We start from the raw sequence: 26,949 nt of genomic DNA on the forward strand, positions 1-26,949 counted from the left end.
AAAACATAGTGTTGTTTTCAAAAGACTTTTTTGGGGAAAAGTCATGACACTTCTAGCCCGTCATTGGCAACAGACCTGGAACGAACTGGGGGCGAGTCCTCCGCGCGGGTGGATGCAACAGGTGCTGGATGCCTGGGATGAACCGCATCGCCATTATCATTCCCGCGATCATCTGGAAGCCTGCCTGCAAGCCTTTGAGCCGGTCAGCCGTCACTGCCGTCATCCCGGCGAGGTGGCGCTGGCGCTCTGGTTCCACGATGTTGTGTACGACACGCACTCTTCGACCAATGAGGCGGACAGCGCCGATTTGGCGGAGCGCGCCATGTTTGAGGCCGGAATCACCGGCCCCATGGTCGGCCGAATTCGCAGCCTGATCCTGTCTTCAGGACATGTTGGCGGACCGGCCACGAGCGACGAGGCGGTGCTGCGCGATATCGACATTCTGGTGCTGGGCGCTGCGCCGGAACATTATGCCCATTATCAGCAGGGTATTCGCGCCGAGTATCACTGGGTGCCCGAGGAGACATTCCGCGAGGGCCGCCGCAAGGTGCTGGACAATTTCCTGCGTCAGGATCGTATCTATCAGTTGCCGGAATTCCACGGCCGCTTTGAAGCGGCGGCTCGTCGAAACCTGCAACGCGAATTGCGGTCGCTGACACAGGGCAAAAGCTGGTTCAGTTCGCTTTTGCAAAGTTTCTCCTGATGTTCCACGTGGAACATAGGGCTGGGGTATGATGTCCCGATACTCCTTCAAGCGGATACCGGCATGCACGGTTTGGTGAAATGGATGATGTGGGGCGGCTTGATTCTGCTGGCCCTGGGCATCTGGAAACAGGATGATCTGCCGGACCGGGTCGGCTATGACCAGGTCTTGCTGCAGGAACCGGAGCAGACGGCGATTTCCCGGCCTGCGTTTACGGAAACTGTCGGCGGCATTACCTACACCATCCAGCCGAAATTTCACTACACCCTGTACGGCTTGGTGGTGAGCCTGCATGACGCCGGATCGTGGAAGGATTACCTGCACGAAAAATGGAATGACAACCTGAACGTGCTGGACCTGTGCGTGATCTGGGGACGAAATGTCAGCGAATCGGCGTGGCGGAACATCGAATTTTCGAGCGGCCAGTTCACCTGCAATTTCTTTACGCGCTCGTCCGAGGCTTACCACAAATTCAATCAGGCGCAGATTTCCAACAACCACCTGCTGACCGCCAATCCCGATCTGGCGCGCCGGTTGCGGGATGTGCGCATTGGCGACCAGATCCGTTTGCGCGGTTATCTGGCCGAATATTCCCATCATCACAGCTTTGCCTTCAAGCGCGGCACCAGCACCGTGCGCACGGATACCGGGAATGGCGCTTGCGAAACGCTGTATGTGGAAGACCTGCAAGTGCTGCGCCGCGGCCAGGGTGTGTGGGGTTGGTTGAAATGGCTGGGCGCGATCCTGCTGGCGACCGGTTTGCTGGGCTGGATGTCGTTGCCGGTACAGGTGCGCTGATCTGGCAGTAATACAATTTATGTTATTGATTAATAAAGATATTTACATGGGTATTGATTTCAGGCCAGGCGGATAACGCGACAACTGATGACGTTGACGGGCTCCGTTGGCTTGTGCCGCCGGCGTTTATTTTTTACGCTAATCATCGTGCCTCAGCCCCCCACCGGAACCATGCATGTCCGTGCCGCCATCCCCGGCGCCTCTCCGCCGTATCGCCCATCTCGACATGGATGCCTTCTTTGCGTCCGTCGAGCTGCTGCGCTACCCGCAATTGCAGGGTTTGCCGGTGGTGATCGGTGGCGGCCGCCGTCAGCCTGACGAGCGGCCCACCGCATCCATTCCCGTCGCCGAATTCCCCCGCCTGCGCGAATACGTCGGGCGCGGCGTCATTACCACGGCCACTTATGCCGCGCGGCGTTTCGGCGTGGGGTCGGCGATGGGCATGATGAAGGCGGCGAAGCTGTGTCCGGAGGCGATCATGCTGCCGGTGGATTTTGATCGCTACCGTCACTTCTCGCGCTTGTTCAAGGCGGAAATCCTGAAGCTGGCGCCGGTGATGGAGGATCGCGGCGTTGATGAGGTTTACATCGACCTGAGCGGCCTGCCCGGTGTGCAGGCGGATGGCGGACTGGCGCAGGCCAAGGCCATCCAGGCCGCCATTTTCACGGCCACCGGCCTGACCTGTTCGGTGGGGGTCGCCCCGAACAAGCTGCTGGCGAAGATGGCCAGTGAATTCCAGAAACCGAACGGCATCTCGCTGGTCTTTGCCGAGGATGTGCCGACCCGGATCTGGCCCTTGCCCTGCCGCAAGATCAACGGCATCGGCCCCAAGACCGACCAGCGCTTGCAGGCGCTGGGCATCCACACCATTGCCGAGCTGGCGGCGCGCGACGAGGCCTGGCTGATCGCCCGCTTCGGCAAAAGCTATGGCGCCTGGCTGCACGCGGCGGCGCATGGCCGCGATGACCGGCCGTTGGTGACCGAGAGCGAACCGGTGTCGGTCAGCCGGGAAACTACGTTCAGCAACGATCTGCATGTCCGCGAGGACCGCGCCGCGCTGGCCGAAGCCTTCACCCGCCTGTGCGAGCGCGTGGCCGCTGACCTGCAGCGCAAGGGTTATGTCGGCCGCACCATCGGCATCAAGATCCGTTACGACAATTTCCGGGCGGTAACGCGCGACCACACGGTGGAGGAGTTCACGGCCGACGCCAAGACCATCCGGCGGTTGGCGGGGGAGTGCCTGAAGCGGGTGCCGCTGGACCGGCGCATCCGCTTGCTGGGCGTGCGCGTGGGCACGCTGGCGAAGCGGGGGGGCGAGGGTGCGCCCGAAGCCCCGGCCGTGCTGCCGGGGGAGACCCTCAGCCTGTTTTGAGGGAATTCAGAATGAGGAACGGATGCGCAGGCCGGTGATTTTCAGCCGGTCGTCTTCCACCCGCAGGTCGGCTTCCACGTCTTCGTCCACGCGCAGTTTCTGGTCCAGCATTTCCCCGGTTTCCCGCTTGTGGAAATGCAGCGTGCCGGAATAGCCCGCCTGGGTCAGCGACAGCGTGAAGCCGTCGAGGGTGATGCGCGGCGTTTTGCCGAAATGCGCGGCGGCCCGCAGCTGCTGCAGCCAGTCGGCGCGGCTGAGGGTGAAGGTCTGCGCATTTTTCAGCAGGGTCAGCCGGATCGGGGCATCCTCGGCCAGTACGGCGCTGATTTTTGCTTCATCGCGCTGTTGTACGGCCTGGTAGAAATCCTGCAGGAAACGCGACGCCGAGGCGGTGTCGAGCGCTTCCCCGGCGTGCAGGGGCGCGGCGGCCAGCGCCAGCAGCAGGAGCAGTGGTTTTTTCATGGCGGTTACTCCTTGCCGTCCGTGCATTCGGCCCGGTCCGGGCGTTCCTTGCAGCGGATCTTCTTCAGGATGGTCATCATCCGCTTGTCATAGATGCCTTCTTCCGTCATGCCCAGACGGGCCTCGCGCAGGAAGGCCTGGTAATGGTCGTACTCGCCGTCGGGGGCGGGCAGGAAGTAGAGGATTTCCTGTTCGGCGGCGCGCACCGGCTTCATCAGGGTATCGAACTGCCCGGCGAAATAGGCCCGGGATTTCTGGCCGAAACCGGCGGGGAATTTGTCGGCGTGCATCAGCACCTGCAGGCTGAGGTATGCGATGGGCATTTTCAGCACCAGCCCCCGGTTACCGACGCCCTGAAACAGTTGCATCGGCATGTAGGCCAGCGCCGGGGCCACCACGATGTCGGCCTCGCCCTTGTTGAACATGGCCGCAAAGCTGTCGATGTCGGCGGCGCGCGGCTGGAAACCGAGGCGGTCGGCCATGCGCAGCTGCACCAGATCGTGCGCCAGCACGGCGATGCGCTTGCCCTTGATCTTGTCGATGCTGTTGATGGCGCGGTCGTTGAGGAACATGTAAACCCCGCCCAGCGGCAGGATGCCCGCCACTTCCACACTGTTGACGGTCATGTATTTGGCGGCATCGGGCCGGGCCAGCGCCTCGATGACGGTTTTCATCTGGCTGTCGCTGGTGACCGCGCCGATAGCTTCGATGCTGGTGGTGAACAGGTTGTAGTCGCGGGCGCGGATGCCGGTGGTGGACACCATGTCACAAGCGCCGGACTGGAAGTCCTGCACCGCCTGTTCCTCGCTGAGGTAGGGCTTCAGCTCCAGCGTCGCGGTACTCCACGGACGGGCGGCGGTCCAGTACTCGCGCATGGCGCTGTAGAAGCTGCCCTGCGTGCCGAGCACGTCAAACACACAGAAGGTCTGGGCGGAAGCCGTGGCGGCGCTGAGGCCGAGGCCCAGCGCCAGCGCGGTGCGGCGCAGGCGGGCGGTAAGGCGGAATCCTTGCATGGGAAGCGGCTCCTGGGAGGTCAGGGCGGCGATGATAGTGCATTTCGCCGCGATTCGGCCAAGAGCTTGTGCGACAAGGCGCGCTGACTTTAATCGGCGGCTTCAGCGCAGCCGCGGACGCACCAGCGTCTTTAGCCGCACCGCGCCGCGCGCCAGGTTCAGCAGGGTCTTCGGAATGCGCACCGCCCGGGTTTCAATCAGCCGGGAGTCGTCCAGCGCCGCCGTGCGGTGTTTCATCACCTCCTGGTAGGGGGCCGAGGTGACCATGTCCAGAAAGGCCTGGCGGCTGGGATACCAGACCAGCGCGACTTCGTCCCAGGCCTCGTCGTCGGGCGCGATAAAGCTGGTGCGGACATGCCCCATCCACAGCAGCTTGCCCCCGGTTTCCCACAGCAGCGGCAGCACGCTGCGGGTATAGCGCTGGTAGGCCTGACGGCCGGAAAGGACGGTGGGGCGGCCGTCTTCATACATAGCCTGCGCGCGGTAACGCAACAGGTTGACCATGATGATGGGGTGGCGGGGATCGGCGTCGCGGCGGAAGCGTTCAATCTCGGTGTCGCTGGGGTTGACGGTTTTCATGGGGGTCTCGGGGCCGGAAGGGTTGGAGCAACGGTAAAGATATAGCACGAAGCGGGACCGACGGTCGTGGCCGGAATTCACCGATCATTGTCCGTTCAAGTCCTGCACCCCGGACGCGTGTTCTCTACAGTCGCGGACTGAAATGCCTGATTGCCCCGGACGGGTAAAGGCATTCATCCCAACAAGAACAAATGCCCCGTGTCAGGAGTACACCCATGCCGTCAATCTTCCGTTTCAGCCCCCTGCTGGCCGCCGCGCTGGCCCTGCCGTCCGTGACCGCGCTGGCCGCGCCCGCCGTCGGTCCCGGTGATGCCGCGTTCTATGACCCGCCCGCCGCCCTGACCGCCGGTGCGCACGGCGAACTGGTCTGGTACCGCCCGGCCAGCATCAGCCTGGGCGCGGGCGTGCCCGCCGCGCAGGCCTGGAACGTGGTTTACCGTTCCACCGATGCGCTGGGCGCGGCCAATCTGGTCACCGGCACCGTGATCGTGCCCGCCACCTTGTGGAGCGGCTCCGGCGAGCGGCCGGTGATCGGCTATGCCGTCGGCACCCACGGCCTGGCGCAAGGCTGTGCGCCGTCGATCCAGATGGCCAAGGGCACCGATTATGAAAGCGCCAACATTGCCGCCGCGCTCAGCGCCGGGTATGCGGTGCTGGTCAGCGACAACCCCGGCTACACCACCGGCGCCACGCCCACCTACATGAGCGGCGTTTCGCAGGGCCGCGCGCTGCTGGACATCTTCAGCGCCGCCGCGCAAATTCCCGGTTCCGGCGTCAGCGCCAACGCCAAGGCGGCGATCTGGGGCTATTCGCAAGGCGGCCAGACCGCCGCCTGGGCCGGGGAGCTGAAGAACGCCTACGCCCCCAACCTGAAGCTGTCCGCCGTCGCTGCCGGGGGCATTCCCGCCGACCTGCTGCGCACCGCCAACTATCTGGACGGCAGCACCGGCGCATCCTTCCTGCTGGGCGCGGTGATCGGCCTGTCCACGCAGTACCCGACGCAGATTCCGCTGGATACGCTGACCAACGCCACCGGCAAGGCCGCCGTCGCCAAGGGCAAGTCGGAGTGCGTGTTTGAGGCGCTGTACGACTTCATGAACCACAAGGTGTCGGAATACACCGTCAACAACCAGACGCTGGCGCAGCTGACCGCCATTCCCTCCATCAACCAGACGATCAAGGCGCAGGCGCTGGGCAGCGGCAAGATTCCGGTGCCGCTGTACCAGTATCACGGCGTCGCCGATGAATTCATTCCCATCGACCAGACCGTGGCGCTGCGGAAGGCCTATTGCGGCAAGTTCGCCAACGTCACTTTCGGCGTCTATCCCAGCGAGCACATCGTCACCCAGTTCCAGGCCGCGCCGACCGTGCTGTCGTGGATCGGCGACCGCTTCAACGGCAAGTCGACGCTGGGTACCTGCCTGTCGCTGAAGGCCGCGCCGACCAGTACCGCCAACCCGGGTGGTGGCAACTTCGTGGTGTCGCTGAAGAGCTGGCCGCTGGCCGGGACGATGGGCCTGAAGACGTTGAAGCAGTCGGTGACGCTGCCCGCCGCCTCCACCTTCACCGCCGACACCGACATGACCGCCAATACCCTGAAGGGCGGCATGAGCATTCCCGGCTTCACCACCACGCTGAAGATTGCCGGATTGCCCGCCGACGTGAAGCTGGAAGTGACGCCGAGCGAACCGGTGAGCGGCACCGCCTCGCTGGACAACGACGGCCAGCTGCACGTGCACGGCATGGCGCGGGTGAACATCAAGGTGGTGTCGGCCGGGGTGTCGGTGCTGCAGATTCCCTTCGGTTGCCAGACCAGCGCTCCGGTGGATTTGCCGATCCACTTCGACGGCCCGCTGTCCTCGCTGGGCAACGGCAAGCTCAGCTTCGCCGGCATCACCACCTTCCCGCCGATGAAGGACTGCGGCCTGTTCAACGACCTGTTCACCACGCTGATGTCGGGACCCGGGCAGACCTATGCCTTCACGGTGACGCCGCCCGCGCCGACGACCTGGTGACGAAAAACCCCCTCCCCCCAAGGGGGGAGGGCCGGGGAGAGGGGGCGCGGCGGTGAGTCTTGAGTTGGCTGTGTTTGAGTGACTTTCCGCACCCCCTCTCCCTGACCCTCTCCCCTAAGGGGAGAGGGGAATTTTCAGTGAAGAGGAGTAATCTCTGATGACTTCAATGATCCAAGGAGCCTCCATGTCCCGTCCTTCCCTGCGCCTCGTGCTGTTGCTGACCGTGGTGATCGCGGCGCTGCTGCTGATGCGCTGGGCGGTGCGGGAACCGGCGTTGCCGCCCGTGGCAGTCGTGACGCCGGTTACGGCGGTGGCGGCAGAACCGGCCTCGACCCCCGTGGCCCCGCCCATCGCGGCCCCGGACCCTGACGCGCGGCCCGCCTTTGTCTCCGACATGGAATGGCAGGTGCTGCAAGCCGTGGCGGCGCAGCATGCCGAGCCCAAAGCCGAGTTGGCGCGGCTGGTGTCGAATCTGGAATTCAGCAAGCGGCGCGCGGCGTGGGAAGCGCTGGTGAAGCCGGAAGAGGCGGATAAACGGCGGCAACTGGCGGCGTCGCTGCTGGCGGAAATCCCTGACCGCGTACGCGGGCAGGCGCTGGATGCGGCGCAGGCGAAAGCCTTGCAGCAGCAGTTGCTGGCGGATGTCGTCGATGACCCTGCCGAACGCACTCGTCGTTTAGACGCCGAGCAGCAACGCCTGCCGCATCTGCTGGATTCCGGCCCCGCCGCGCGTTCATCGCCCTGACCGGTATTGCCAAAAAAATGACCGGCCGCCCGATTGCCGCCTGCCGGCCGCCTGCCTAAGCTGACAGGCCGACAAGGGTTTCCGGATCACAACAACAACACGGTCAACGTTTTCGAGGTTCGCCATGGACATCGATACCCCCTGCATTCCCCTGGCCCACATCCAGACCTATTTTGACTTGCGCCAGACGCTGGTGCCCGACGCCGAATGGCTGGAACGGCGCACGCAGCTGACGCCGGTGATGGTGCGCAATCCCCATGAGCTGCTGGAACTGATCGTCGGCATCGACCAGCACGATTTCTACCGCAACGCCCAGATCGACTACCAGCCCGGCGACACCGGCTGCTTCATTTCCACCCGGCAGACGCTGGCGCTGGTGGACCAGGCGGTGAAGGCGCTGGACATGCCCTACCTGGGGCTGGCGATGGGCAACCTGATGACCATTTCCCACCACGGCATGGCGGGCGTGGCGGCGGTGACGCAACCCACCCTGCGCGGCTGCCTGGACACCATCAGCCGCTTTTGCGCCGAACTGTTCCCGCCGCTGGAAATGAACGGCGTGGTTGAAGGGGACATCGGCACCTTCACCATTCACGAGAACCTGTCGCTGGCGCCGTACACGCATTTCTTCCTGGAACTGAACATGGTCAGTTTCTACAACATCATGCAGCAACTGGTGGCGGAAACCGGCCTGAACCTGCATCACGTAGCCTTTCACTATCCCGAGCCGCCGTGGGGGCATATCTACCGCCGTTATTTCCGCTGCCCGGTGCTGTTCGACCAGCCGGAAACCGCTCTGGTGGGCCCGGCGGCGCTGTCCGACTGCGAATTGCCGCTGGCCAACCGGCTGATGGCGATGGCGGCGGAAAAGACGCTGTTCGAGAACATTCCCACCCGCGCCATCCGCCTGCTGCCCTTGCGCTTGCGTCGGTTGCTGCTGCGCTATTACGGCGCGTTTCCCTCGCTGGAGAACGCCGCCAGCGACCTGGGCATGAGCGGCCGGACGCTGCGGCGCAAGCTGGCGGAAGAGGGCACCTCGTACCAGCAGGAACTGGATACGGTGCGCGAGAAGCTGGCCAAGCAGTATTTCCAGCGCGGCGGCGAGTCGGTGACTGAACTGGCGATGATGCTGGGCTATGGCGATTCGTCGGCGTTTGCCAAGGCGTTCCGGCGCTGGACGGGCATGGCCCCGACGGAATTCCTGGAGCAGCGCGAAGCCGTGAAGGCGGAGGCGGTGGAAGCGGCGGCGTAGGGACTCCTCACAGGCCCGGCATGTGCCCCTGCAACTTCCCGAAGCGCGCCAGCTTCGCCCGGTTCTTCACCGCCAGCGGCCCGCTGCCCATGGTCGGCGCGCGCGAGCGGTCGGTTTCATAGTTCAGGTTGCGGAACACCGGCATGAAGCGGCCGTTGGCGGCATCCCGCGCATAAGGCCGCGTGCGCACCGACAGCGCGGCGATACGGCGCGGGTCGGTACGCCAGCTGAAGCGGTTGAAATCGCGGAAACGGAAGTGTTCCTCCACATAACGGTGGCTGTGCCGCACCAGCGCCTCCATCAGTTCGTACAGCAGTTCCACCGCCAATCCTTCGCGCAGCATCAAGGTCAGCGCCAGCCCGTCATATTCCGCCAGATCGCCTTCCACTCGCCGCGCCAACGGCGCTTCACCCAGTTGCAGGTCCACCAGCAGCGAACCGTTGTGACGCCGCTCGAAGCCGGTGACGGTGAAGCGGCGCTGGGCAAACTGCAGCGCGCTGACCACGGCTTCGGCATCGTGCCGGGACAGCAGCGGCTGGCGGTGGTCGGCCAGTACCTGATCGGGGTGGGCGGCCATCAGCGGCAGGTCGTGGTGGTGGCTGAAGGCGGCGCTGGTCTTGCCGCTGTCGGGGTCGGTCAGGGTCAGCAGCTCGCGCACTTCGTGCTCGCGCGCCTTGCTGATGGCGAGGAAGGCGGTCTGGATGACCTCGGAGGTGGGGGTGTCGGCGTCGATGCGCCATTTGCGGCCGTAGACCAGCTTGCGCGGGCGCAGGGTGTTGCTGCGGTCGTAGTTTTCACGCCCGACCAGTCCGGCCTGCAGGTAGAGGCCGTTGGCGTCCTGGCCGGCGAACAGCAGGGTGTTCGGGTCGAATTCGATGTCGGCGAGCAGGGCGCGCACGGTGTCGGCGGTCTGGCGGTATTGCAGGTAGTGCTGGGGGATGACAACCGCGCCGTTAGGCAGGGTGACGGCTGGGGCCTGCGGCATGGGGGTTTCGCCGGGTTGCAGCGGCGGTCGGGCGGGGGTGCGGACCAGGGCGAGGTGGGGCATGGCGGGCTCCGGGGGTGGGGCGGGTTTGGATGGGGGTATTTTGCGGGGGCGAGAGTGATGGAAGAATAGGTGGTCAACGGAAAGGATAATTCCATAAATCGGAATAGACAGAAGTGGAATAATATGTAATGTTACAGTTGATTTGGAGGTAATTTAAGGGTTGGGGTTGTAGTGTTTGGTGGAAAATGATAGAAGCATTGAAAACAATGCCTTATGGGGTGATGCTCCCGAATTAAGCACCAGTTCAGGGAAATTAACGCGTCAAATTTGGTGTTGAATTCAAAGCCATATCATTATGAAGTACCGAGAGAGCCAGAAAGACAAGAAGCTCAGGCTGCGATTTACAAGTGACTTTTCGCATGCGTACCTTCGCAGAATCACTTTGACTGAGGGTGAGCTCAGAGGAATTAACTCGTTAGATATACGATTTGATTTTCCCATAACAGCTATTGCTGGCAAGAATGGCGCAGGAAAATCGACAATTTTAGCACTGGCTTGTTGTGCATATCACAATAAAAAAGATGGTTTCAAACTTCCGAAACGGAAATTGTCTTACTATACATTTTCTGATTTTTTCTTCCAGCATCCCGAAGAGGTGCCACCAGGAGGAATTGAAATAAAATATGGAATAGCACATGACAATTGGAGAAAGACAGAGGCATCACCTAATCCTGTAGGGATACGTTATCAACGCCGGTGGAAAAGTAAAGGAGGAAAGTGGAACGATTATGGCGATAGAGTTCGAAAGAACGTTGTTTTTCTGGGTATTGAGCGAATAGTTCCGCATAGCGAACGCAGTCAGTCTCGCTCGTATTCACGGGTATTTAAGGATACGAAATCTAAGGGATGGGAAGATAAAGTCAAAGATGCGGTTGGCTATGTTCTCGGGAAGTCCTACGAGAATTTCCGATATCTTGAACATTCTCGCTACAACCTCCCTATTGTTCAAGTTGGAGCCGCTATTTACTCAGGATTCAACATGGGTGCTGGAGAGAATGCTCTTTTCGAAATATTTTCGACAATATATTCCTGCGGCGACGGTGCTCTTTTGGTGATGGACGAGGTTGAGCTTGGGTTACATGCGGAGGCTCAGAGAAAGTTTATCCATCGTCTGAAAGAAGTGTGCCTCGAAACAAATACACAGGTTATTTGCACCACACATTCCAAAGAAATTTTTGACTGCCTCCCTTATGATGCACGATTCTTCGTTGAGTGTGTTAATGGAAAGACAAAGATTACTGATTCTATTTCATCCGAATTCGCTTTTTCAAAAATGGCCGCAATTGCTGGGAAAGAATTGGATATTTATGTTGAGGACGAAGTAGCTAAGGCACTTTTACAGTCGGCTCTGCCAGCAACTATTCGGTCACGTATCACTATTACTGTAATTGGTTCGGCCACGGCACTAGCAAGGCAACTAGCGGCCCTATACATCCGCGGTGAAGAACGGCCAGTGCTTGCTATTTTCGATGGAGATCAAAAGTCGAAGGAGCCTGAGAACTTAGGACACGCAAAAAAGATGGCTGAAAATGTCGATGAAGGATTTTCTGAGTGGTTTCAAGCCCATATTGCCTATTTGCCGGGTGAGACATGGCCTGAATCTTGGATCGTTCAAAAGAGTACTGAATTCATCGAAGCAATCTGCAAAGTTACATCCGCGGACCAAGATGTTATGGCGGATGTGTTGGAGTACGGCCTTCAGGCTGGTAAGCACAACGAATTTTTCGAGATATCAAAGAACTTGGGACTTGATAGACACACTTGTCTTCAGCTCTTTACCCTCTGTGTCTGCCAGAACTGCCCTGATGAAACGAGCACTATTATTAGCCGCATTGAAGATATTCTTAAGCAAAATGGCTGAACAATAAGAGTGTAGTTTCTGTGGCTTGGATTGACGAAGGAAACCCATCATTTCGTAATTAAATCAACATGATGGGTTTCGTTCCTCAACCCATCCTACCGGGCTACCGGGCTACCGGGCTAAGCCGGAAACCCTCGCCAACCACCTTCGCTCAAATCCGGGAATTCACCGCCCCCCTCAACCTCTCCACCATCAAATCCACCAACGTCCTCACCCTCGCCGACTTGTGCCTTCCCTCCCGATGCAACACATGAATCGGCAACGGTGGCACCTCGAAATCCTCCATTAACACCTGCAGTTCCCCGGCGGCCACCAATGAAGCCACCTGATAGGACATCAACCGCGTCACCCCGAACCCCGCCCTTACTGCCTCGATCGCCGCCTCGTTCGAGGTCACCGTCAACCGGGGCCGCAAACGCACCGACCGTCCCTGCGCAAACTTCCACTCCACCGACGGCGTCACCCCCGTCGCCGCCACAATCCGGTGCCCGGCAAGATCGCCCGGTTCCCCCGGCACGCCATGCTCCGCCAGATACCCCGTCGCCCCCACCAGTACCCGCCGCACCTCGCCCACCCGCAAGGCCTTCATCGACGAATCCGGCAACTCGCCGATGCGCACGCCTACGTCCACGCCTTCCTCCATCAGGTTCACCACCCGGTCCAGGAACAGCGCGTTCACGTCCATTTGCGGATAGCGTTGCAGGTATTCCACCAGCACCGGCGTCACGAACAGCTTGCCGAACAGCACCGGCGCGGTCACGGTCAGCTGGCCCTTCGGCGTGCCGTTGATGCCCACCACCGCCTCGTCGGCTTCGTCCACCTCGGCGATGATCCGCCGCGCATCGTCCAGATAGCGCTGGCCCGCTTCCGTCACTCGCACATAGCGCGTGGTGCGGTCCAGCAGCTTCACGCCCAGCCGCGCTTCCAGCGCCGCCACGCAGCGCGTCACGGCGGGCGGCGACATCGCCAGGCGGCGCGCGCCGCCGTTGAAGCTTTCTTCCTCGGCCACGGCGACGAAGACGGTCATCAGGTGCAGGCGGTCCATGGGGTTATTCCGTTTGGTGAAAGAATGTATTGCCAAAGCTGATTATTCTTCAATCGCATGAAGATTGGCAAGATGGCTTCACCGGCAGCGAACACGCCGCCATCACCCCCAAATACCGAGGTCATCGCCATGAGCCGCATCCCCACCGTTACCCGTGAAACCGCCACCGCTGAGCAGAACGCGCTGTTCGACGCCATCCAGGCCCAGCTGGGTGTGGTGCCGAATTTCCTGAAGATCTTCGCCCATTCCCCCGCCGCGCTGCGCGCCTTCCTCGGCTTCCACGGGATTGCCGGTGAAGGCAGCCTAGACCCGAAGACCCGCGAGCGCATCGCACTGGCCGTGGCGCAGCAGAACACCTGCGAATACTGTGTTTCCGCGCACACCGCCATCGGCCGCAAGGCCGGTCTGGACAACGATGAAATGGGCATCAACCGCACCGGTTCCAGTCAGGACGCCAAGGCCGCCGTGGCGGTGAAGTTTGCCCGCGCCGTGTCCGAGCATACCGGCGATGTCACTACCGCCGAGATCCAGGAAATGCGCGCCGCCGGTTATTCCGATGCCGAGATTGTCGAGGTGATCACCCATGTCGGGCTGAATTACCTGACGAACATCATCGGCAAGGCCAGCCGGGTGGATATCGATTTCCCGAAGGTGGCGCTGTAAGCCCTACGGCTGTCCTTCCCCCCTGTGCAACAGGGGGGCGATGCGCAGGCATCGGGGGGTTGCGGGCGGTGGCCGGAACATGGCCGTCGTATCGGAGAGACTGTTCGGTCTACCGCCTGCGGCCCCCCCGTCGCCTTCGCGACTCCCCCCTACTGCGTAGGAGGGAAAGTGTTTTTACTGAATCCGGAGAAAGTCTCATGAAAACCGTCACCCTCTACAGCACCGCCACCTGCCCGTGGTGCGTGCAGGCCGAGAACTTGCTGAACCGCATTGGCGCGCCGGTGGAGAAGATCCGCGTCGACCAGTCCGCTGCACAGCTGGATACCATGATCGCGCGCAGCGGCCGCCGCACCGTGCCGCAGATTTTCATCGGCGAGCGCCACATCGGCGGTTTCAGCGAGCTGCATGCGCTGGAACAGCAGGGTGTGTTGTCACCGTTGTTGCACGACTGACCGGAGAACCGTCATGCCCCGCGCCTTCGCCGACATCACCTTCACCGACAGCGTCAAAGCCGCACAAAGCCTGTATGGCAGCCGCGACGCCAATCGCGGCTTCGAACTGGCCGAGGACGGCCGCCACGAGATCGGCCCGCGCGAGGCGCAGTTCATCAGCGCCCGCGACAGCTTCTATCAGGCCACCGTTGGTGACAACGGTTGGCCCTATGTGCAGCATCGCGGTGGACCGGCGGGCTTCCTGAAAGTGCTGGATGAGCGCACGATCGGCTATGCCGATTTTCGCGGCAACGTGCAGTACCTCAGCGTCGGTAACCTGATGGGCGATGAGCGGGTGTCGCTGATCCTGATGGATTACGCCAACCGCCGCCGCCTGAAGATCTGGGGACGGGCGCGGATTGTGCATGAAGCCGACGAGCCGGAGCTGGTGGCGCGGCTGGAAGATCCGTCTTACCGCGCGCCGGTGGAGCGGGGCATTGTCATCACCGTCGAGGCTTGGGACTGGAACTGCCCCAAGCACATCACCCCGCGCTACACCGTGCCCGAGGTGGAAGTGATGCTGGAACAACTGCACGCCGAGATTGCCGACCTGAAGGCGCAACTGGCGAACCGATAATTCTTATGCAAGCAGGAGAAAGATCATGTCGCATTCCCCCGACAGCCGTCCGCCGCTGCCGCCCTTTACCCGCGAGACCGCCATGCAGAAAGTGCGTCTGGCCGAGGACGGCTGGAACAGCCGCGATCCGGTGCGGGTGTCGCTGGTTTATACCGAGGACAGCCAGTGGCGCAACCGCGCCGAGTTTCCGCGCGGGCGGGCGCAGATTGTGGAATTCCTGACCCGCAAGTGGGCGAAGGAACACGATTATCGCCTGATCAAGGAACTGTGGGCCTTCACCGACAACCGCATTGCCGTACGTTTCGCCTATGAGTGGCATGACGAGGACGGGAACTGGTTCCGCTCGTACGGCAACGAGAACTGGGAATTCGATGAGCGTGGCCTGATGCAGCGCCGTTATGCCAGCATCAACGACCTGCCGATCCGGGAAGCCGACCGGCTGTTCCATTGGCCCTTGGGGAGAAGGCCGGACGACCATCCGGGCCTGAGCGAGCTGGGCTTGTAGGCCGTCCCTGGCCTGTTCGCCTCAGTGCGGGCGGCCGATGTACCAGGCAATCAGTTCCGCCGCCCGGCGCGTGGTCCGGGGGTCCGGATGCAGGCCGTCGCCGATGTTCTGGTAGCTGGACCAGATATCCAGCATCACCGCGTTCGGCAGCATCGCCGGGATGCGGGTGCGGTGCAGGTCGCGCAGCTGGTTGTAACTGCTGCGGTCGATGATCCAGTTCAGCCCGAATGCCTGCGCCGCGAAGGGCAGGTTCAGCGAATCATAGGCGGGATAGATATCGTAGATCGGCGTCAGGCCGAGGTCGGTGGCGTGGCGGCCGACGGCGATCAGCCGGTCGACATAGGCCTTCATGTCGTTGTAGCTGCAGGGCGTGGCCTGGCTTTGCGGCACGCCGAAAGCGTCGGAGTGCAGGCAGTCGTTGCCCAGCGAAATGACCACGTACTTGGCCAGCAGCGTGCCGGCGCCCGGCACGGTGACGCGCGCCGCTGCCTGCATCAGTTGCCGGTCATAGCTTTTCCAGTTGCCGAAGACGCAGGCCGGGCCGGGATTGCAGCCGACGCGGTCGAACGAGGTGGCTCCGGCCTGGGCCTCGTTGATGACATAGCCGGGCAGGCGAGGGTTCTTGACCAGCGCGTCGCCCAGGCTGAGGTATGACCCCAGACCCACCGACACGCCGCCCAGCGGGGCGACGCCGGCATCGTTGAAGGGTGTCTTGCCGTTGGCGAAGGACGCGCCGATCACCAGCAACGGCTTGCTGACATCGTCGGGTGAGGCATGGGCGGTGGTGGTGAACAGCACTGCCAGGGCGGCAGCGGTCAGGTGGCGGAAAGCGGCGCTCAGCATTTTCATTTTCATTATGGTCTTCCTTAAGTCCTGTGAACGGTATCCATGCCCGTGTTCCATTGGCTCCGGCCGCTCCGGGCCGGATATCAGGCCGGAGCGGAGAACCGCGCCTGAATACCGGGGTTGCCATGGCGTGCGGAAGGCGTAGCCTCCGGTGTTGCCTAGCCTGCTAACCATACGCTGGCTGGGGATTGAAGTTAACGGTCATCCCGGGCCAGAACGACGTTTGCGGGCATCCGGCAGACAGCCGGTCAGTGGCGGCGGCTGACCGGCGGGTTCATTCGGGCGAGGGCTGTTCGCACGCCTTGCGACGGTTTTTTCCCGGCGCTTCCATGGCGCATCATTTGACTTCTAACGCCATTTTGTTTGCGTTGACCGGCATGAATTGGTAAAAGGAGTCGGGTGTTGTTTTACGGAACAGTACTGTCATACCAATTATAAGCCGGATGTCAGGGGCGAGGTCGTAAATGAAAAGAATAGCGATTATCAGTTTTTTGATCATGGGAGTGCTGGCGGGTGGCTCGGCGGCGCAGGCGCAGGACGACAATGACCTGGCGTCCTTGCAGGACAAGGTGGGCCGGGAGTGGCAGCTGATCAAGCAAAGTAGCAAGCCGGAAATCCGCTCCTGGGTGAAGCGCGAGGACGGACACCAGATCCGCTCCTTCCGCATCGAGGCGACGCTGAACGGGACGCTGGAGGCTTTCCTGCAAACGGCGCTGGATGCGGAGAATTACGGGCGCTGGCACTGGCAGATCCTGGAATCGCGCACGCTGAAGCGGATTTCGGCACAGGAGTCGATTGTCTACCTGAAGCACAAGGCCCCGTACAGCCTGCCCGACCGCGATGTGGTGGTGCGGGTGCAGGTGAAGTCATCGTCGCCCGGCGAGGCGGTGCTGTCGGTGGAGGCCCTGCCGAACTACATTCCGGCCACGCCCGGCGTGGTGCGCATGCCCGCCGAGAACATGACGGTGAAGGTGTCGGTGCGGCCCGGACGGCAACTGGCGGTGGAGGCCGAGGGTTTCTTCGATCCGGGCGGACAGGCGCCGGACTGGGCGGCGAATTTCGTGCAGCGTTCCGCGCCCTACAACATCCTGCTGGGCCTGCAGCGGGTCTTGTCGCTGGCGGGCTGAGCCGGGTCGCTCGGGCTGAGGGAATAGCCCTGCAAATTGCAAGGTCATGACCGGGGTGGTAAGTTCGGGGGCAGGCGCGCAGCCGATGCGCCATCACCCGCGAGGACGCCATGAAACCCACCCGCATCATTCTCGACCAGAGCGAAATCCCCACCCACTGGTACAACATCGCCGCCGACCTGAAGAACCCGCCCGCGCCGTCGCTGGGCCCGGACGGGCAGCCGGTCACGCCCGACCGCATGCTGGCCATCTTCCCTGGTCCGGTGCTGGAACAGGAAATGTCCAGCGAGCGCTGGATTCCCATTCCCGAGGAAGTGCGCCGCGTCTATGCGCTGTGGCGGCCCAGCCCCCTCTGCCGCGCCGAGCGGCTGGAACAGTTGCTGGGCACCCCGGCAAAGATATTCTACAAGTACGAGGGCGTGTCGCCCGCCGGGTCGCACAAGCCGAATTCCGCCGTGCCGCAGGCCTACCTGAACAAGATTGCCGGAACGAAGCGGCTGGTCACCGAGACCGGGGCCGGGCAGTGGGGCTCGTCGCTGTCCTTCGCCGGGCAGATGTTCGGGCTGCCGGTGCGGGTGTTCATGGTGAAGGTGTCCTACGGCCAGAAACCCTACCGTCGTCTGATGATGCAGACCTGGGGCGGCGAGGTGATCCCCAGCCCCAGTCCGCTGACCGCCACCGGCCGCCGCCTGCTGGCGGAGAACCCGGACAATCCCGGCAGTCTGGCCATCGCCATTTCCGAGGCGGTGGAGGAAGCGGTGGGCGACGCCGGCACCAAGTACGCGCTGGGTTCAGTACTGAACCACGTGCTGCTGCACCAGACGGTGATCGGGCTGGAAGCGAAGAAGCAGTTCGAGAAGATCGGCGAGTACCCGGACATGATCTTCGCGCCCTGCGGCGGCGGCTGCAATTTCGCGGGCGTCACCTTCCCCTTCCTGGGCGACGCGGCGGCGGGCGACAAGCGCGCGCAGAAGATCCGCCATGTCGCGGTGGAGCCGACCTCCTGCCCGACGCTGACCAAGGGCGTCTACGCCTATGATTTCGGCGATGAATCCGGCTTTACGCCGCTGATGAAGATGTACACGCTGGGCCATGACTTCATGCCGCCGGGCATCCATGCGGGCGGCCTGCGCTATCACGGCGATTCGCCGCTGGTGTCCCAGCTGTACCACGAGGGGCTGATCGAGGCGGTGGCGGTGCCGCAGGTGGCGACCTTCGAGGCCGGGGTGATGTTCGCCCGCGCCGAGGGCATCATTCCCGCGCCGGAGTCAGCGCACGCCATCCGCGCCTGCATTGACGAGGCGCTGCGCTGCAAGGAAACCGGCGAGCCGAAGACCTTGTTCTTCAACCTGTCCGGGCACGGCCATTTCGACATGGCGGCCTACGAAAGCTATTTCGCGGGCAAGCTGGAGGATTTCGCCTATCCCGAGGAAGCGATCAGGGCGTCGATGGAGAAGTTGCCGAAGGTGGGGTGAGCGGGCCGCGACGGGCGGTGGACGGGAAGTCGGGTTTCAATCCGGCCTCCCGTTGCTCAAGACGCCTTCCCGTCAAAATGCTGCACCGGCAGTTTCTCGAATTCCACCCCCTCCAGGCAGCGCACATTCACCGCCGCCATCGCCTTGCCGTCCGGCCCGGTTCCCTCGCCAAAGGGATGAATGCCGCAAACCGGGCAGAAGCGGTGCTGAATCACATGCTTGTTGAAGGTATAGGTGCTCATCCGTTCCGGCGGCGTGCTCAACACCAGCGCCTCGCGCGGCACGAACCACAGCAGCGCTCCCTTGCGCGCGCACATTGAGCAGTTGCAGGACATGACCCCGCCCAGATCGCCTTCCACGTCAAACGCAATGCCGCCGCAATGGCAGCTGCCGTGGTATTTCATGTTCGTTCTCCCTGACGTTGTCCCCTGAACGCTAGCACGCCGCTGCGGCGGCGACAACGCGTCGCCGGACTCTTCCAACCAACGGATAATCATGGGATAAACACCGCTACTATCCCGCCGGAGAGACACCGTGCCCCACCTTGACGACATGGCGCTGTTCGCCGCCGTGGTGCGCGCGGGCAGCTTCACCGCCGCCGCCAACCAGCTGGAGCTGCCGCTGTCCACCGTCAGCCGCCGCATCGCGCTGCTGGAAAAGGCGCTGGAGACGCGCCTGCTGGAACGCACCACCCGCACCCAGAAGCTGACCGAGGCCGGGCAGGTCTATTTCCAGCATTGCCGGCAACTGGTGGCGCAGGCCGAGGAAGCCGGGCGCGCCCTGCAACGCCTGAAGCAGGAGCCGTCCGGCCATTTGCGCATGGCGATGCCGTTCTCGGTGGATGACAGCTGGGCGACGACGGTCATTTCCTCCTTCCTCGCCAAATACCCGAAGATCAGCCTGGAGGCGCACTTGCGTCCCGGTGCGCTGGACCCCGATGACGAAACCATGGACGTGCTGTTCGGCTATGGCGCGCGGCCGGAGACCCACCATCCGGTGATTCCGCTGGGCACGCCGCATATCAGCCTGTTTGCCAGTCCGCGTTACCTGCAACGCGCCGGGGTGCCGCAGGTTCCGGCCGATCTGGCGCAGCATGAAATGGTGCGGCTGACCACCTTGCCAATGGAAGTCTATGCGCCCGAATCCCTGCACGGCCTGCCGCTGAATTACCGCATGATTACCAACGAATTGCTGATGGCGCGGCTGACCTGCCTCGACGGGCTGGGCATTGCCTGGTTGCCGCAGATCAGCTGCCAGCGTTTTGTGCGTAACGGGTCGCTGGTGCCGCTGATGCCCGAGCATCAGTACGCGCTGCCGCTGTGGCTGATTTACCGCAGCGCCAGCCGCAGCACGCCGAAGGTGGCGCTGCTGGCGGAGCATCTGATGGGCATTTTGGGCGCGCAGGGCGCGTGGGAGGCGCTGGAGCGCGGAGTGGTGAAGTCGTGAGGCGTGTCAGCGCCCGGTGAATTCGGGCCGCCGCCGCGTCAGGAAGGCCTGCAGCCCTTCCTGGAAATCGTCGCTGGCGGCGCTGGCCAGGAAGTTCCGTTTCTCGGCGTCCAGCTGCTCGGGCAGGGTGTGGCGGGCGCTGTCCGCCAGCAATCCCTTGATGCGGCCATAGGCCAGCGTCGGCCCCGCCGCCAGCCGCGCCGCCAGCGCTTCGGCGTTGGCGGCCAGTTCGCCCGGTTCGGCAATGACATCGATCAGGCCGAGATCAAGCGCGGCCACGGCGTCCGGCGTTTCCCCCAGCATCAGCAGGCGCCGCGCGGCGCGCAGGCCCAGCAGGCGGGGCAGCATCCAGCTGATGCCCCCGTCCGGGCTGGCGCCCAGGCCGACATAGGCGGGATTGAAGCGGCTGTTGCGTTCCGCCACCACCAGGTCGCAGGCCGCCAGCAGACTGAGGCCGAAGCCCGCCGCGCCGCCCTGCACGGCAGCCACCACCGGCACCGGCAACTCCGCCAGCCGCTGGATGACCGCGTGCACGGCATCCACCAGTTCCGCGAAGGCCTGCTGTGCGGCCTCCGGCCCGGCGGCCACGGTTTCCTTGAAGAAATCCACGTCGCCGCCCGCCGAGAAGTAGCTGCCCTCCGCCCGGATCAGGATGACGCGGGTTTCGGCCGAGGCGGCCAGCCGGCTCAGGGCCTCGTCCAGTTGCCGGGCCATGCCGGTCTGGAAGGCGTTCAGCCGGCGCGGCCGGTTCAGGGTGATGACGCCCAGACCGCCGCGCGGTTCGCAGAGAATGTCGCTCATCATCAACCCACCAGATCCCGGCCGAAAATGTGCCGGGCAATGATCCAGCGCTGGATTTCGTTCGTGCCTTCGTAGATCTCCCCGATCTTGGCGTCGCGATAGATCGACTCCAGCGGGAAGGACTGGCCGGTTGCCGACAGTTCGCGCACGAAGCCGTAGGCTCCGCAGGCCTGAATGGCATCCCGCGCCACGTCGACCGCCAGACGGCTGCCGTAGAATTTCGCCATCGCGCCTTCCACTTCGGACTCGCCCTCGGTATCAAAGCGGTACGCCGCCTTCAGGTAGAGGTTGCGGGCATTTTCGATGTTGATCGCATGCTCGGCGAAGGTGAACTGCCAGTGCTGGAACGCCGCGATCGGCTTGCCGAAGACCTTGCGTTCGCTGATATAGGCGGCGGCAAAATCAAAGGCCGACTGCGCCATCGCCACGCCGATGGCGCCGATACCCATGCGTCCCATCGCCAGCGCGCCCAGCGCCACTTTCAGGCCGTTGCCGGGGATGCCGACCACATGGTCGGCCGGGACAAACACCTGCTCGAAACGGACATCGGCCGTCAATTGCGCGTGATTGCCCATTTTCAGGTCCGGTTTGCCGACACTGACGCCGGGGCTGTCCATGCCGATCAGGAACATGCTGAGCCGTGCTTCCGTGCGCGCCAGCACCAGGATGTAGCGCGCCACCACCGAGTTGGTGATCCAGCGCTTGCCGCCGGTGAGGGAATAGCCGCCCTCGACCGGTACGGCCACGGTTTGCATGGCGGCGGCGGAAAGATCGGTGCTGGCTTCCGGCTCGCTGGTGGCGAAGGAGCCGACAAACTCGCCGCGCACCAGCGCTGACAGATAGCGGCTGCGCAGCGGTTCCTGCGCGCGTTCCAGCGTTTTCCCCACCAGGATGGCTTGGCCGTCATAGAGCGCCGAGGTGAGGCCGGGCGAGAAATAGGCCAGTTCTTCCAGCGTCACCATCGTCGCCAGCGTCGGGAATTCCAGCCCCCGGCCGCCGACATCGGCGGCAAAGGGGATGCGGTACAGGCCCGCGTCGGCCATCTGTCGGAAAACCTCGTGCGGGAAGGACTCCACCGATTCCGGGGTGTTGTTGAGGCGGTGCGCGACCGGGCGCAGCACCGCTTCGGCGAATTCGCGGACTTCCTGACGGACGCGGCGGGTTTCCGGCGGCAGCCAGACATCGTGGTGCAGGGTGTCGGCGCGGCGGGCGGGGATTTTCATGGTGTTACCTGATAAGAGAGTGATTGCCTAAGGCTGTGCCGCCGTTAACCGTTGAACTCATTCCCTCCTGCAAAGCAGGGGGGAGCCGCGAAGGCGGCAGGGGGGTTGTGGACAGTGGCTGAGCACAAACTCCGTTATTGAGAGTCTGTTCAACGCACCGCCGTTGACCCCCCCGGCCCCTGCGGGCCTCCCCCCTGCTTTGCAGGAGGGTATACACACATTCAACGGTTAAACGATGACGGTAAGTTGTACGGGAGGAAGAGTTCAGTAGCCGAGGCCGCCCTGCGGCACCGCCTGCACCGGCGCGGCGTTGTTCGCCACGCTCTGCTGCAGCTCCGGCCAGCCGCTGGCCTGGTTGGCGGCGCGGATCAGCGGGAATTCGCTGCGGTCGGCCTGGGTGCGATCCCATTCCAGCAGCTTCGGGGTGATCATGCGGCGCCACAGCGGCGGGATGAACGAGGACAGGATGGCGGCGAGGAATCCACCCGGCATGGACGGCTGTTCAGCGTGGGCGTGCAGGTCCTGGAAGTGCACCTGTGCGTCGGCATGGTGGTGGCTGTGGCGGGTCAGGTTATAGGTGAAGACGCTGCTGACGACGTGGTTGCAGTTCCAGGAATGACGCGGCTGCACCGGCTGCGTCGGCACGCGGACGATGCCGTAGTGTTCCACATAGTTCAGCGCTTCCAGCACCACCTTGGTGGAGCAGCAGACAATGCCGTGGAACAGCAGGCCGGTCCAGCCCGCGCACCAGAAGGCGAAGGCCGAGGTGGCGGCGGCGACCAGCGCCATGCGCAGCAGCACATTGTTCAGGGACAGGAAGGGCTTGCCGACCTTGTCCAGCCGCGCCTTTTCTATTTCCCAGGCATTGACCACGGTGCGCCGCATCGCCTTGGGAATGTGCCGGTACAGCGAATCGCCGCGTGCGGCGGTGGCGGGGTCTTTCATGGTGCCGACATAGGCGTGGTGGCCGTAGACATGCTCGATGGGGAAGGCGATGCCCCAGTTCAGCGCCATGGTGATGCGGCCCAGCCACAGCGCGAAGGGATCGGCGGTGCGGTGCGTCAGTTCGTGCCCGGCCAGACCGCCGATGCCGGTGGCGGGCAGCGCCAGGATGACGAACATCAGCGCGTAGTGATACCAGGCGGTGTCGTTGCGGGCAGCGATGACATCGATCCCGGTCAGCGACTGTACGAAAGCGCCGTAACCGAAGGGGTCCTGCGTGCCGCTGCCGGCGACCCAGAACAGCATGAAAAAGAAGGTCATGGCGGCGGGCAGTGACAGGTACAGCGCGAAGTCGAGGATGCCGCTGTGGGCATAGGGCTGGTCGACGGAGTCGTGCGACAGCATCTGGTCGAACAGCACCACCGACAGGATCAGCAGGAAACCCGGCAGCCACAGCCACTGGTGGCCCAGCACCATCAGCAGCGACACGCCGGTAAAGAAGACCGGCCCGATAAAGAAGCGTGCATAGCGGAACATGAGGTTCACCTCGCGGTTTGATCGGAGAATTTGTCGAAGAACACGGCGTCGCGGTCCATGCCGAGTGCGGTCAGGCGCTCGATGGCCACGTCGATCATCGGTGGCGGCCCGCACAGGTAGCCCTGGGCGTTGCGGGCCATCTCCGGCGTCAGCGCCTCGGTGACCCAGCCGCGCAGGCCGCGCCAGTCGCTGTCCGCCGGTTCTTCCGACAACACGGGAATGAAGGCGAAAGTCGCGCGCCAGCGTTGCTGCAGGGCGCGGATTTCGTCGGTGTAGTAAAGGTCGCGCTGGCGGCGCGCCCCCATCAGCAGGAACACCGGCCGGTTGATGGCGTCGGTATCGCAGGCTCCTTCCAGCAGGGAGATCAGCGGCGACAGGCCGCTGCCGCCCGCCATGCAGACCAGTGCGCTGTTGCCCGGACGCAGGTGGAAATCACCGAGGCTGGCTTCCACCGCGATGCGCTGATCCCGCGACGCGGGATCGAGCAGCCAGTTGGAGAAGCTGCCGTTCGGCACCCGGCGCACGAAGAAGGAAATCTCGCGGTTGCCGTCCTCGTGGCAGCGATGGGCGAAGGAATAGCAACGGGCGGGAATGTCGCCCTGCAGCGGCCGCAGCGAGGCGTGCTGGCCGGGCAGGTAGCGGACGGGATCGTCCAGCGTCAGGAAGACCTCGGCGATGTCGTGGGTCAGCATCACCTGCCGGGTGAGGGTGCCGGTGGTGTGCTGGTTGGCCAGCGGGTTCACCGGCAGTTCCACCGTCACGTCCGACAGCGGGATGCTCTGGCAGCCGAGGATGAAGTTGTCACGGATTTCCTCTTTCGACAGCAGGTAGGATTTGTCCGTGAGTTCGCGCACCTGGCCGGACACCAGCTTGCACTTGCAGGCGGCGCAACCGCCGACCTTGCAGCTGTGCGGAAAGGCGATGCCGTGCCGCAGCGCGCCGTTGAGCACGGTTTCGTTTTTCGCCAGCGCCACCGGCGGCTGTTCGCCGATGACGAGCTTGTGCTCCTGACTGCGCTTGCCCCAACCGAACATAAGCGGACTCCCGGTGGACGGTATGCCTGTGGACCGGATGCGGGCGGCAATGGCCCTGTCCGGAGTAGGTCTACCTTAGACGCTCGTACCAGATTGGATAAATACCGGATTATGGGAAAGTCTCTTCCATAAACGGGATAATCGGCGGGTTCCCGACGCAATTCTTGCGGGCCGACGGCGGCGGATGGCGTAGACTCAAGAAATTCCCCCTTTCCACCCGTCAGGAATTGTCATGCCGACAGCCCGCGAAGACGACAAGCCCGCGCTGCATCCCGACATCCTCAAACTCGGTCTGGTCAGTTTCCTCACCGACCTCAGTTCCGAGATCATCTTCTCGGTGTTCGCCATTTTCTTCACCACCGTCGCCGGGGCCTCGGCGGCGCTGCTCGGCCTGATCGAAGGCCTGGCCGACCTGTCCGCCTCGTCGCTGAATTACCTGTCCGGACGGCTCAGCGACCGCACCGGTCAGCGCAAGATCTTCACGCTGGCCGGTTACGGCTTCTCGACGCTGGCGAAGGTGATCCTGCTGGTCAGCAGCTCGATTACCGGGCTGGCGGTTTTCCGCGTCATTGAGCGGCTGGGGAAAAGCTTTCGCGGGCCGCCGCGCGACGCCTGGCTGGCGGCGGTGGCGGCGCGGGGCAATCGCGGTTACGCCTTCGGCGTGCACAAGGCGCTGGACAAGTCCGGGGCGGTGCTGGGGCCGTTGCTGGCTTGGGCGCTGTTGTCGTGGCTGGGGGAAGGCGTGTCCACCTACCAGATCCTGTTCGCGGTGGCGCTGGTGCCGGCGGTGCTGAGCGTGCTGGTACTGGCGCGGGTGGAGGAAAAGCCGGGCACGCCGCATGAACGCGAGCCGCTGTTTGCCGCCTGGGGGACGCTCAGTCCCGCCTTCAAGCGCTATCTGCTCGGTTCCGGCATTTTCTCGCTGGCCTATTTCAGCTTCAGCTTCCTGCTGCTGCGCGCCTACAGCGTCGGTTTCGCGGTGAAGGACATCGTGCTGCTTTACGCCCTGTTCAACATTGCCTGCGTGATAGCCGCGCCGCTGATCGGCAAGCTCAGCGACCGGGTGGGGCGGCCGCGCATGATCCAGGCGGGCTATCTGACCTATGCCGTGATGTGCCTGGGCTTTGCCTTTGCCAGCACCCAGGGGGAAGTGATCGCGCTGTTCGTGCTGTTCGGGGTGTTCTACGCTATTGACGAGGCGCAGGCCAAGGCCTTCATCGCCGATCTGGAACACGAGCGCCGCGCCTCGGCGATCGGCCTGTACAACTTCGTCACCGGCGTGTTGTACCTGCCCGCCTCACTCGTGGCCGGGGCGCTGTGGCTGCTGCATCCGGCGGCGGCCTTCGGGCTGGCGGCGGCGCTGGCGCTGGCGGCGTTCGGGGCTTTCCGGGTGCTGCGGCCGGATCGCGGTATCGCTGTCTAGTCGGGCGCGGGTGCGTTCCGGTGTACAACGTCTGCATGCGCAAGAACCGGGTTGCCGGACGATGCCTGCTGCGCCACCCTGTTCCTGTACTCCACCGCCGGACCGACCCGCCATGACCCTTCCCGACAGCCGCCCCTACACCGTCGTCGCCGAGGCCATCCGCTATCTGGATGACCACCGGCGGCGGCAACCGGCGCTGGCCGACATCGCCCGTCATGTCGGTCTCAGCGAGTTCCACCTGCAACGGCTGTTCAGCGAGTGGGCCGGGGTGTCGCCGAAGCAGTACCTGCAATACCTGACCAAGGAAAACGCCAAGCAGCGCCTGCGCCGCGAGCCGGTGCTGGACGCGGCGCTGTCGGCGGGCCTGTCGGGGCCGGGCCGCCTGCACGACCTGATGCTGCATTGCGAGGGCATGACCCCCGGCGAATACCGGCAGGGCGGTCGCGGCCTGCACATCCGCTACGGCGCGGCGGCCTCGCCCTTTGGCGACTGCCTGCTGGCCGAAACCGGGCGCGGCGTCTGCAAGCTGGCCTTTTTCGACCGCGCCGGGGAATTCGCGGCGCTGGAAGCGGAACTGCGTGCGGAGTGGCCCTTCGCCGTATTGGAGCGGGATGACGCCGCCGTGGCGGCGACGGCGGCTCTGGCCTTTCCCGCCCAAGGCGAGCGGGAGCAGCCGCTGAAGCTGCTGCTGCGCGGCAGCGCCTTCCAGCTGAAGGTATGGGAAGCCTTGCTGGCCATTCCCAGCGGCGAAATCCGCAGTTATCAGGACGTGGCCGCCGGGCTGGGCGAACCGGCGGCGACGCGGGCGGTGGCCTCGGCGATCGCGCGCAACAGCATCGGCTACCTGATTCCCTGCCACCGCGTCATCCGCGCCAGCGGCGAGTTCAGCCGCTACCGTTGGGGCGGCGAGCGCAAGCAGGCGATGATCGCCCGGGAGGCGGGCATGGCGGGAGTGGAGCCTTAGCC

28 protein-coding genes are annotated in these 26,949 nt (G+C 63.5%); 16 read left to right on the forward strand and 12 right to left on the reverse strand.

Going from position 1 to position 26,949, the window contains the following annotated elements:
• Positions 1–43: 43 nt before the first annotated feature.
• The 3 genes from EV700_RS05165 to dinB all read left to right on the forward strand — a co-directional run bounded on the left by EV700_RS05165 (position 44) and on the right by dinB (position 2,873).
• A complete protein-coding gene (locus EV700_RS05165) occupies positions 44–703 on the forward strand; it encodes an HD domain-containing protein (protein ID WP_130411355.1) in 660 nt (219 codons plus the stop codon).
• A gap of 63 nt (positions 704–766) precedes the next feature.
• Positions 767–1,501: a hypothetical protein gene (locus tag EV700_RS05170; protein ID WP_130411357.1), complete on the forward strand. Its 735-nt coding sequence runs from the start codon at positions 767–769 to the stop codon at positions 1,499–1,501.
• Positions 1,502–1,676: 175 nt separating this feature from the next.
• Entirely contained in the window at positions 1,677–2,873 is a 1,197-nt protein-coding gene (gene dinB / locus EV700_RS05175) for a DNA polymerase IV (RefSeq protein WP_130411359.1), read from the forward strand.
• Positions 2,874–2,879: 6 nt separating this feature from the next.
• Here dinB and EV700_RS05180 read toward each other — a convergent pair whose 3' ends face one another.
• The 3 genes from EV700_RS05180 to EV700_RS05190 all read right to left on the reverse strand — a co-directional run bounded on the left by EV700_RS05180 (position 2,880) and on the right by EV700_RS05190 (position 4,927).
• On the reverse strand, positions 2,880–3,335 hold the full coding sequence (locus EV700_RS05180; protein ID WP_130411361.1) for a nuclear transport factor 2 family protein: 456 nt from the start codon (positions 3,333–3,335) through the stop codon (positions 2,880–2,882).
• Positions 3,336–3,340: 5 nt separating this feature from the next.
• Entirely contained in the window at positions 3,341–4,348 is a 1,008-nt protein-coding gene (locus EV700_RS05185; RefSeq protein WP_130411363.1) for a putative solute-binding protein, read from the reverse strand.
• Positions 4,349–4,450: 102 nt separating this feature from the next.
• Positions 4,451–4,927, reverse strand: coding sequence for a DUF1330 domain-containing protein (locus EV700_RS05190; protein WP_130411365.1), 477 nt, complete (start codon positions 4,925–4,927; stop codon positions 4,451–4,453).
• A gap of 215 nt (positions 4,928–5,142) precedes the next feature.
• Between EV700_RS05190 and EV700_RS05195 the strand changes: the two genes are divergently transcribed.
• The 3 genes from EV700_RS05195 (at position 5,143) to EV700_RS05205 (ending at position 8,939) form a co-directional block, all read left to right on the forward strand.
• Positions 5,143–6,942 (forward strand): lipase family protein, encoded by a 1,800-nt coding sequence (locus EV700_RS05195; protein WP_130411367.1) that lies wholly within the window; start codon positions 5,143–5,145, stop codon positions 6,940–6,942.
• A 184-nt stretch (positions 6,943–7,126) separates the two neighbouring features.
• Positions 7,127–7,687 (forward strand): hypothetical protein, encoded by a 561-nt coding sequence (locus EV700_RS05200; RefSeq protein WP_130411369.1) that lies wholly within the window; start codon positions 7,127–7,129, stop codon positions 7,685–7,687.
• Between the two features lie 124 nt (positions 7,688–7,811).
• A complete protein-coding gene (locus tag EV700_RS05205; RefSeq protein ID WP_130411371.1) occupies positions 7,812–8,939 on the forward strand; it encodes an AraC family transcriptional regulator in 1,128 nt (375 codons plus the stop codon).
• 7 nt (positions 8,940–8,946) lie between these two features.
• Here EV700_RS05205 and EV700_RS05210 read toward each other — a convergent pair whose 3' ends face one another.
• Entirely contained in the window at positions 8,947–9,987 is a 1,041-nt protein-coding gene (locus tag EV700_RS05210; protein ID WP_130411373.1) for a hypothetical protein, read from the reverse strand.
• Between the two features lie 382 nt (positions 9,988–10,369).
• Here EV700_RS05210 and EV700_RS05215 point away from each other — a divergent pair, with 382 nt between their 5' ends.
• On the forward strand, positions 10,370–11,848 hold the full coding sequence (locus tag EV700_RS05215) for an ATP-dependent nuclease (protein WP_207224577.1): 1,479 nt from the start codon (positions 10,370–10,372) through the stop codon (positions 11,846–11,848).
• A 151-nt stretch (positions 11,849–11,999) separates the two neighbouring features.
• Here EV700_RS05215 and EV700_RS05220 read toward each other — a convergent pair whose 3' ends face one another.
• Both EV700_RS05220 and EV700_RS16775 read right to left on the reverse strand, forming a co-directional pair.
• The gene (locus tag EV700_RS05220; protein ID WP_130411377.1) at positions 12,000–12,893 is read right to left on the reverse strand and encodes a LysR family transcriptional regulator; all 894 of its coding nucleotides are present in this window, start codon (positions 12,891–12,893) and stop codon (positions 12,000–12,002) included.
• Positions 12,875–13,024 (reverse strand): hypothetical protein, encoded by a 150-nt coding sequence (locus EV700_RS16775; protein ID WP_165391339.1) that lies wholly within the window; start codon positions 13,022–13,024, stop codon positions 12,875–12,877. The genes EV700_RS05220 and EV700_RS16775 overlap by 19 nt, the downstream gene beginning before the upstream one ends.
• On the opposite strand from EV700_RS16775, the gene EV700_RS05225 reads away from it, so the two are divergent.
• The 4 genes from EV700_RS05225 (at position 13,023) to EV700_RS05240 (ending at position 15,129) form a co-directional block, all read left to right on the forward strand.
• Entirely contained in the window at positions 13,023–13,556 is a 534-nt protein-coding gene (locus EV700_RS05225; RefSeq protein WP_130411379.1) for a carboxymuconolactone decarboxylase family protein, read from the forward strand. The genes EV700_RS16775 and EV700_RS05225 overlap by 2 nt on opposite strands.
• Positions 13,557–13,753: 197 nt before the next feature.
• Positions 13,754–14,008, forward strand: coding sequence for a glutaredoxin 3 (gene grxC, locus EV700_RS05230; protein ID WP_130411381.1), 255 nt, complete (start codon positions 13,754–13,756; stop codon positions 14,006–14,008).
• Between the two features lie 13 nt (positions 14,009–14,021).
• Positions 14,022–14,624 carry a pyridoxamine 5'-phosphate oxidase family protein gene (locus tag EV700_RS05235; RefSeq protein ID WP_130411383.1) on the forward strand — a complete coding sequence of 201 codons (603 nt, stop codon included), beginning with the start codon at positions 14,022–14,024 and terminating at the stop codon, positions 14,622–14,624.
• Between the two features lie 25 nt (positions 14,625–14,649).
• Positions 14,650–15,129 carry a nuclear transport factor 2 family protein gene (locus tag EV700_RS05240; protein ID WP_130411385.1) on the forward strand — a complete coding sequence of 160 codons (480 nt, stop codon included), beginning with the start codon at positions 14,650–14,652 and terminating at the stop codon, positions 15,127–15,129.
• A gap of 21 nt (positions 15,130–15,150) precedes the next feature.
• On the opposite strand, the gene EV700_RS05245 is transcribed toward EV700_RS05240, so the two are convergent.
• Complete coding sequence (locus EV700_RS05245; protein ID WP_130411387.1) at positions 15,151–15,984, reverse strand: SGNH/GDSL hydrolase family protein; 834 nt, start codon at positions 15,982–15,984, stop codon at positions 15,151–15,153.
• Between the two features lie 455 nt (positions 15,985–16,439).
• Here EV700_RS05245 and EV700_RS05250 point away from each other — a divergent pair, with 455 nt between their 5' ends.
• Both EV700_RS05250 and EV700_RS05255 read left to right on the forward strand, forming a co-directional pair.
• Entirely contained in the window at positions 16,440–17,102 is a 663-nt protein-coding gene (locus EV700_RS05250) for an SRPBCC family protein (protein WP_130411389.1), read from the forward strand.
• Positions 17,103–17,212: 110 nt separating this feature from the next.
• The gene (locus tag EV700_RS05255) at positions 17,213–18,577 is read left to right on the forward strand and encodes a TrpB-like pyridoxal phosphate-dependent enzyme (RefSeq protein ID WP_130411391.1); all 1,365 of its coding nucleotides are present in this window, start codon (positions 17,213–17,215) and stop codon (positions 18,575–18,577) included.
• 56 nt (positions 18,578–18,633) lie between these two features.
• Here the strand turns inward: EV700_RS05255 and EV700_RS05260 are convergent, their stop codons facing one another.
• Complete coding sequence (locus EV700_RS05260; RefSeq protein ID WP_130411393.1) at positions 18,634–18,981, reverse strand: GFA family protein; 348 nt, start codon at positions 18,979–18,981, stop codon at positions 18,634–18,636.
• A gap of 130 nt (positions 18,982–19,111) precedes the next feature.
• Here EV700_RS05260 and EV700_RS05265 point away from each other — a divergent pair, with 130 nt between their 5' ends.
• On the forward strand, positions 19,112–20,023 hold the full coding sequence (locus EV700_RS05265; RefSeq protein WP_130411395.1) for a LysR family transcriptional regulator: 912 nt from the start codon (positions 19,112–19,114) through the stop codon (positions 20,021–20,023).
• A 6-nt stretch (positions 20,024–20,029) separates the two neighbouring features.
• Here the strand turns inward: EV700_RS05265 and EV700_RS05270 are convergent, their stop codons facing one another.
• The 4 genes from EV700_RS05270 to EV700_RS05285 all read right to left on the reverse strand — a co-directional run bounded on the left by EV700_RS05270 (position 20,030) and on the right by EV700_RS05285 (position 24,560).
• Positions 20,030–20,824 (reverse strand): enoyl-CoA hydratase/isomerase family protein, encoded by a 795-nt coding sequence (locus EV700_RS05270; RefSeq protein WP_165391340.1) that lies wholly within the window; start codon positions 20,822–20,824, stop codon positions 20,030–20,032.
• A 2-nt stretch (positions 20,825–20,826) separates the two neighbouring features.
• Positions 20,827–22,047, reverse strand: coding sequence for an acyl-CoA dehydrogenase family protein (locus tag EV700_RS05275; protein ID WP_130411399.1), 1,221 nt, complete (start codon positions 22,045–22,047; stop codon positions 20,827–20,829).
• 264 nt (positions 22,048–22,311) lie between these two features.
• Complete coding sequence (locus EV700_RS05280) at positions 22,312–23,526, reverse strand: alkane 1-monooxygenase (RefSeq protein ID WP_130411401.1); 1,215 nt, start codon at positions 23,524–23,526, stop codon at positions 22,312–22,314.
• Positions 23,527–23,531: 5 nt separating this feature from the next.
• Positions 23,532–24,560 carry a 2Fe-2S iron-sulfur cluster-binding protein gene (locus tag EV700_RS05285; RefSeq protein WP_130411403.1) on the reverse strand — a complete coding sequence of 343 codons (1,029 nt, stop codon included), beginning with the start codon at positions 24,558–24,560 and terminating at the stop codon, positions 23,532–23,534.
• A 232-nt stretch (positions 24,561–24,792) separates the two neighbouring features.
• On the opposite strand from EV700_RS05285, the gene EV700_RS05290 reads away from it, so the two are divergent.
• Together EV700_RS05290 and EV700_RS05295 are read left to right on the forward strand one after the other, a co-directional pair.
• The gene (locus EV700_RS05290; protein ID WP_130411405.1) at positions 24,793–25,983 is read left to right on the forward strand and encodes an MFS transporter; all 1,191 of its coding nucleotides are present in this window, start codon (positions 24,793–24,795) and stop codon (positions 25,981–25,983) included.
• A gap of 112 nt (positions 25,984–26,095) precedes the next feature.
• The gene (locus tag EV700_RS05295; protein WP_130411407.1) at positions 26,096–26,947 is read left to right on the forward strand and encodes a bifunctional transcriptional activator/DNA repair enzyme AdaA; all 852 of its coding nucleotides are present in this window, start codon (positions 26,096–26,098) and stop codon (positions 26,945–26,947) included.
• The last annotated feature ends 2 nt before the right edge of the window (positions 26,948–26,949 follow it).

The sequence above is a fragment of the Fluviicoccus keumensis genome (assembly GCF_004217445.1).
GTDB classification, from domain to species: domain Bacteria; phylum Pseudomonadota; class Gammaproteobacteria; order Pseudomonadales; family Moraxellaceae; genus Fluviicoccus; species Fluviicoccus keumensis.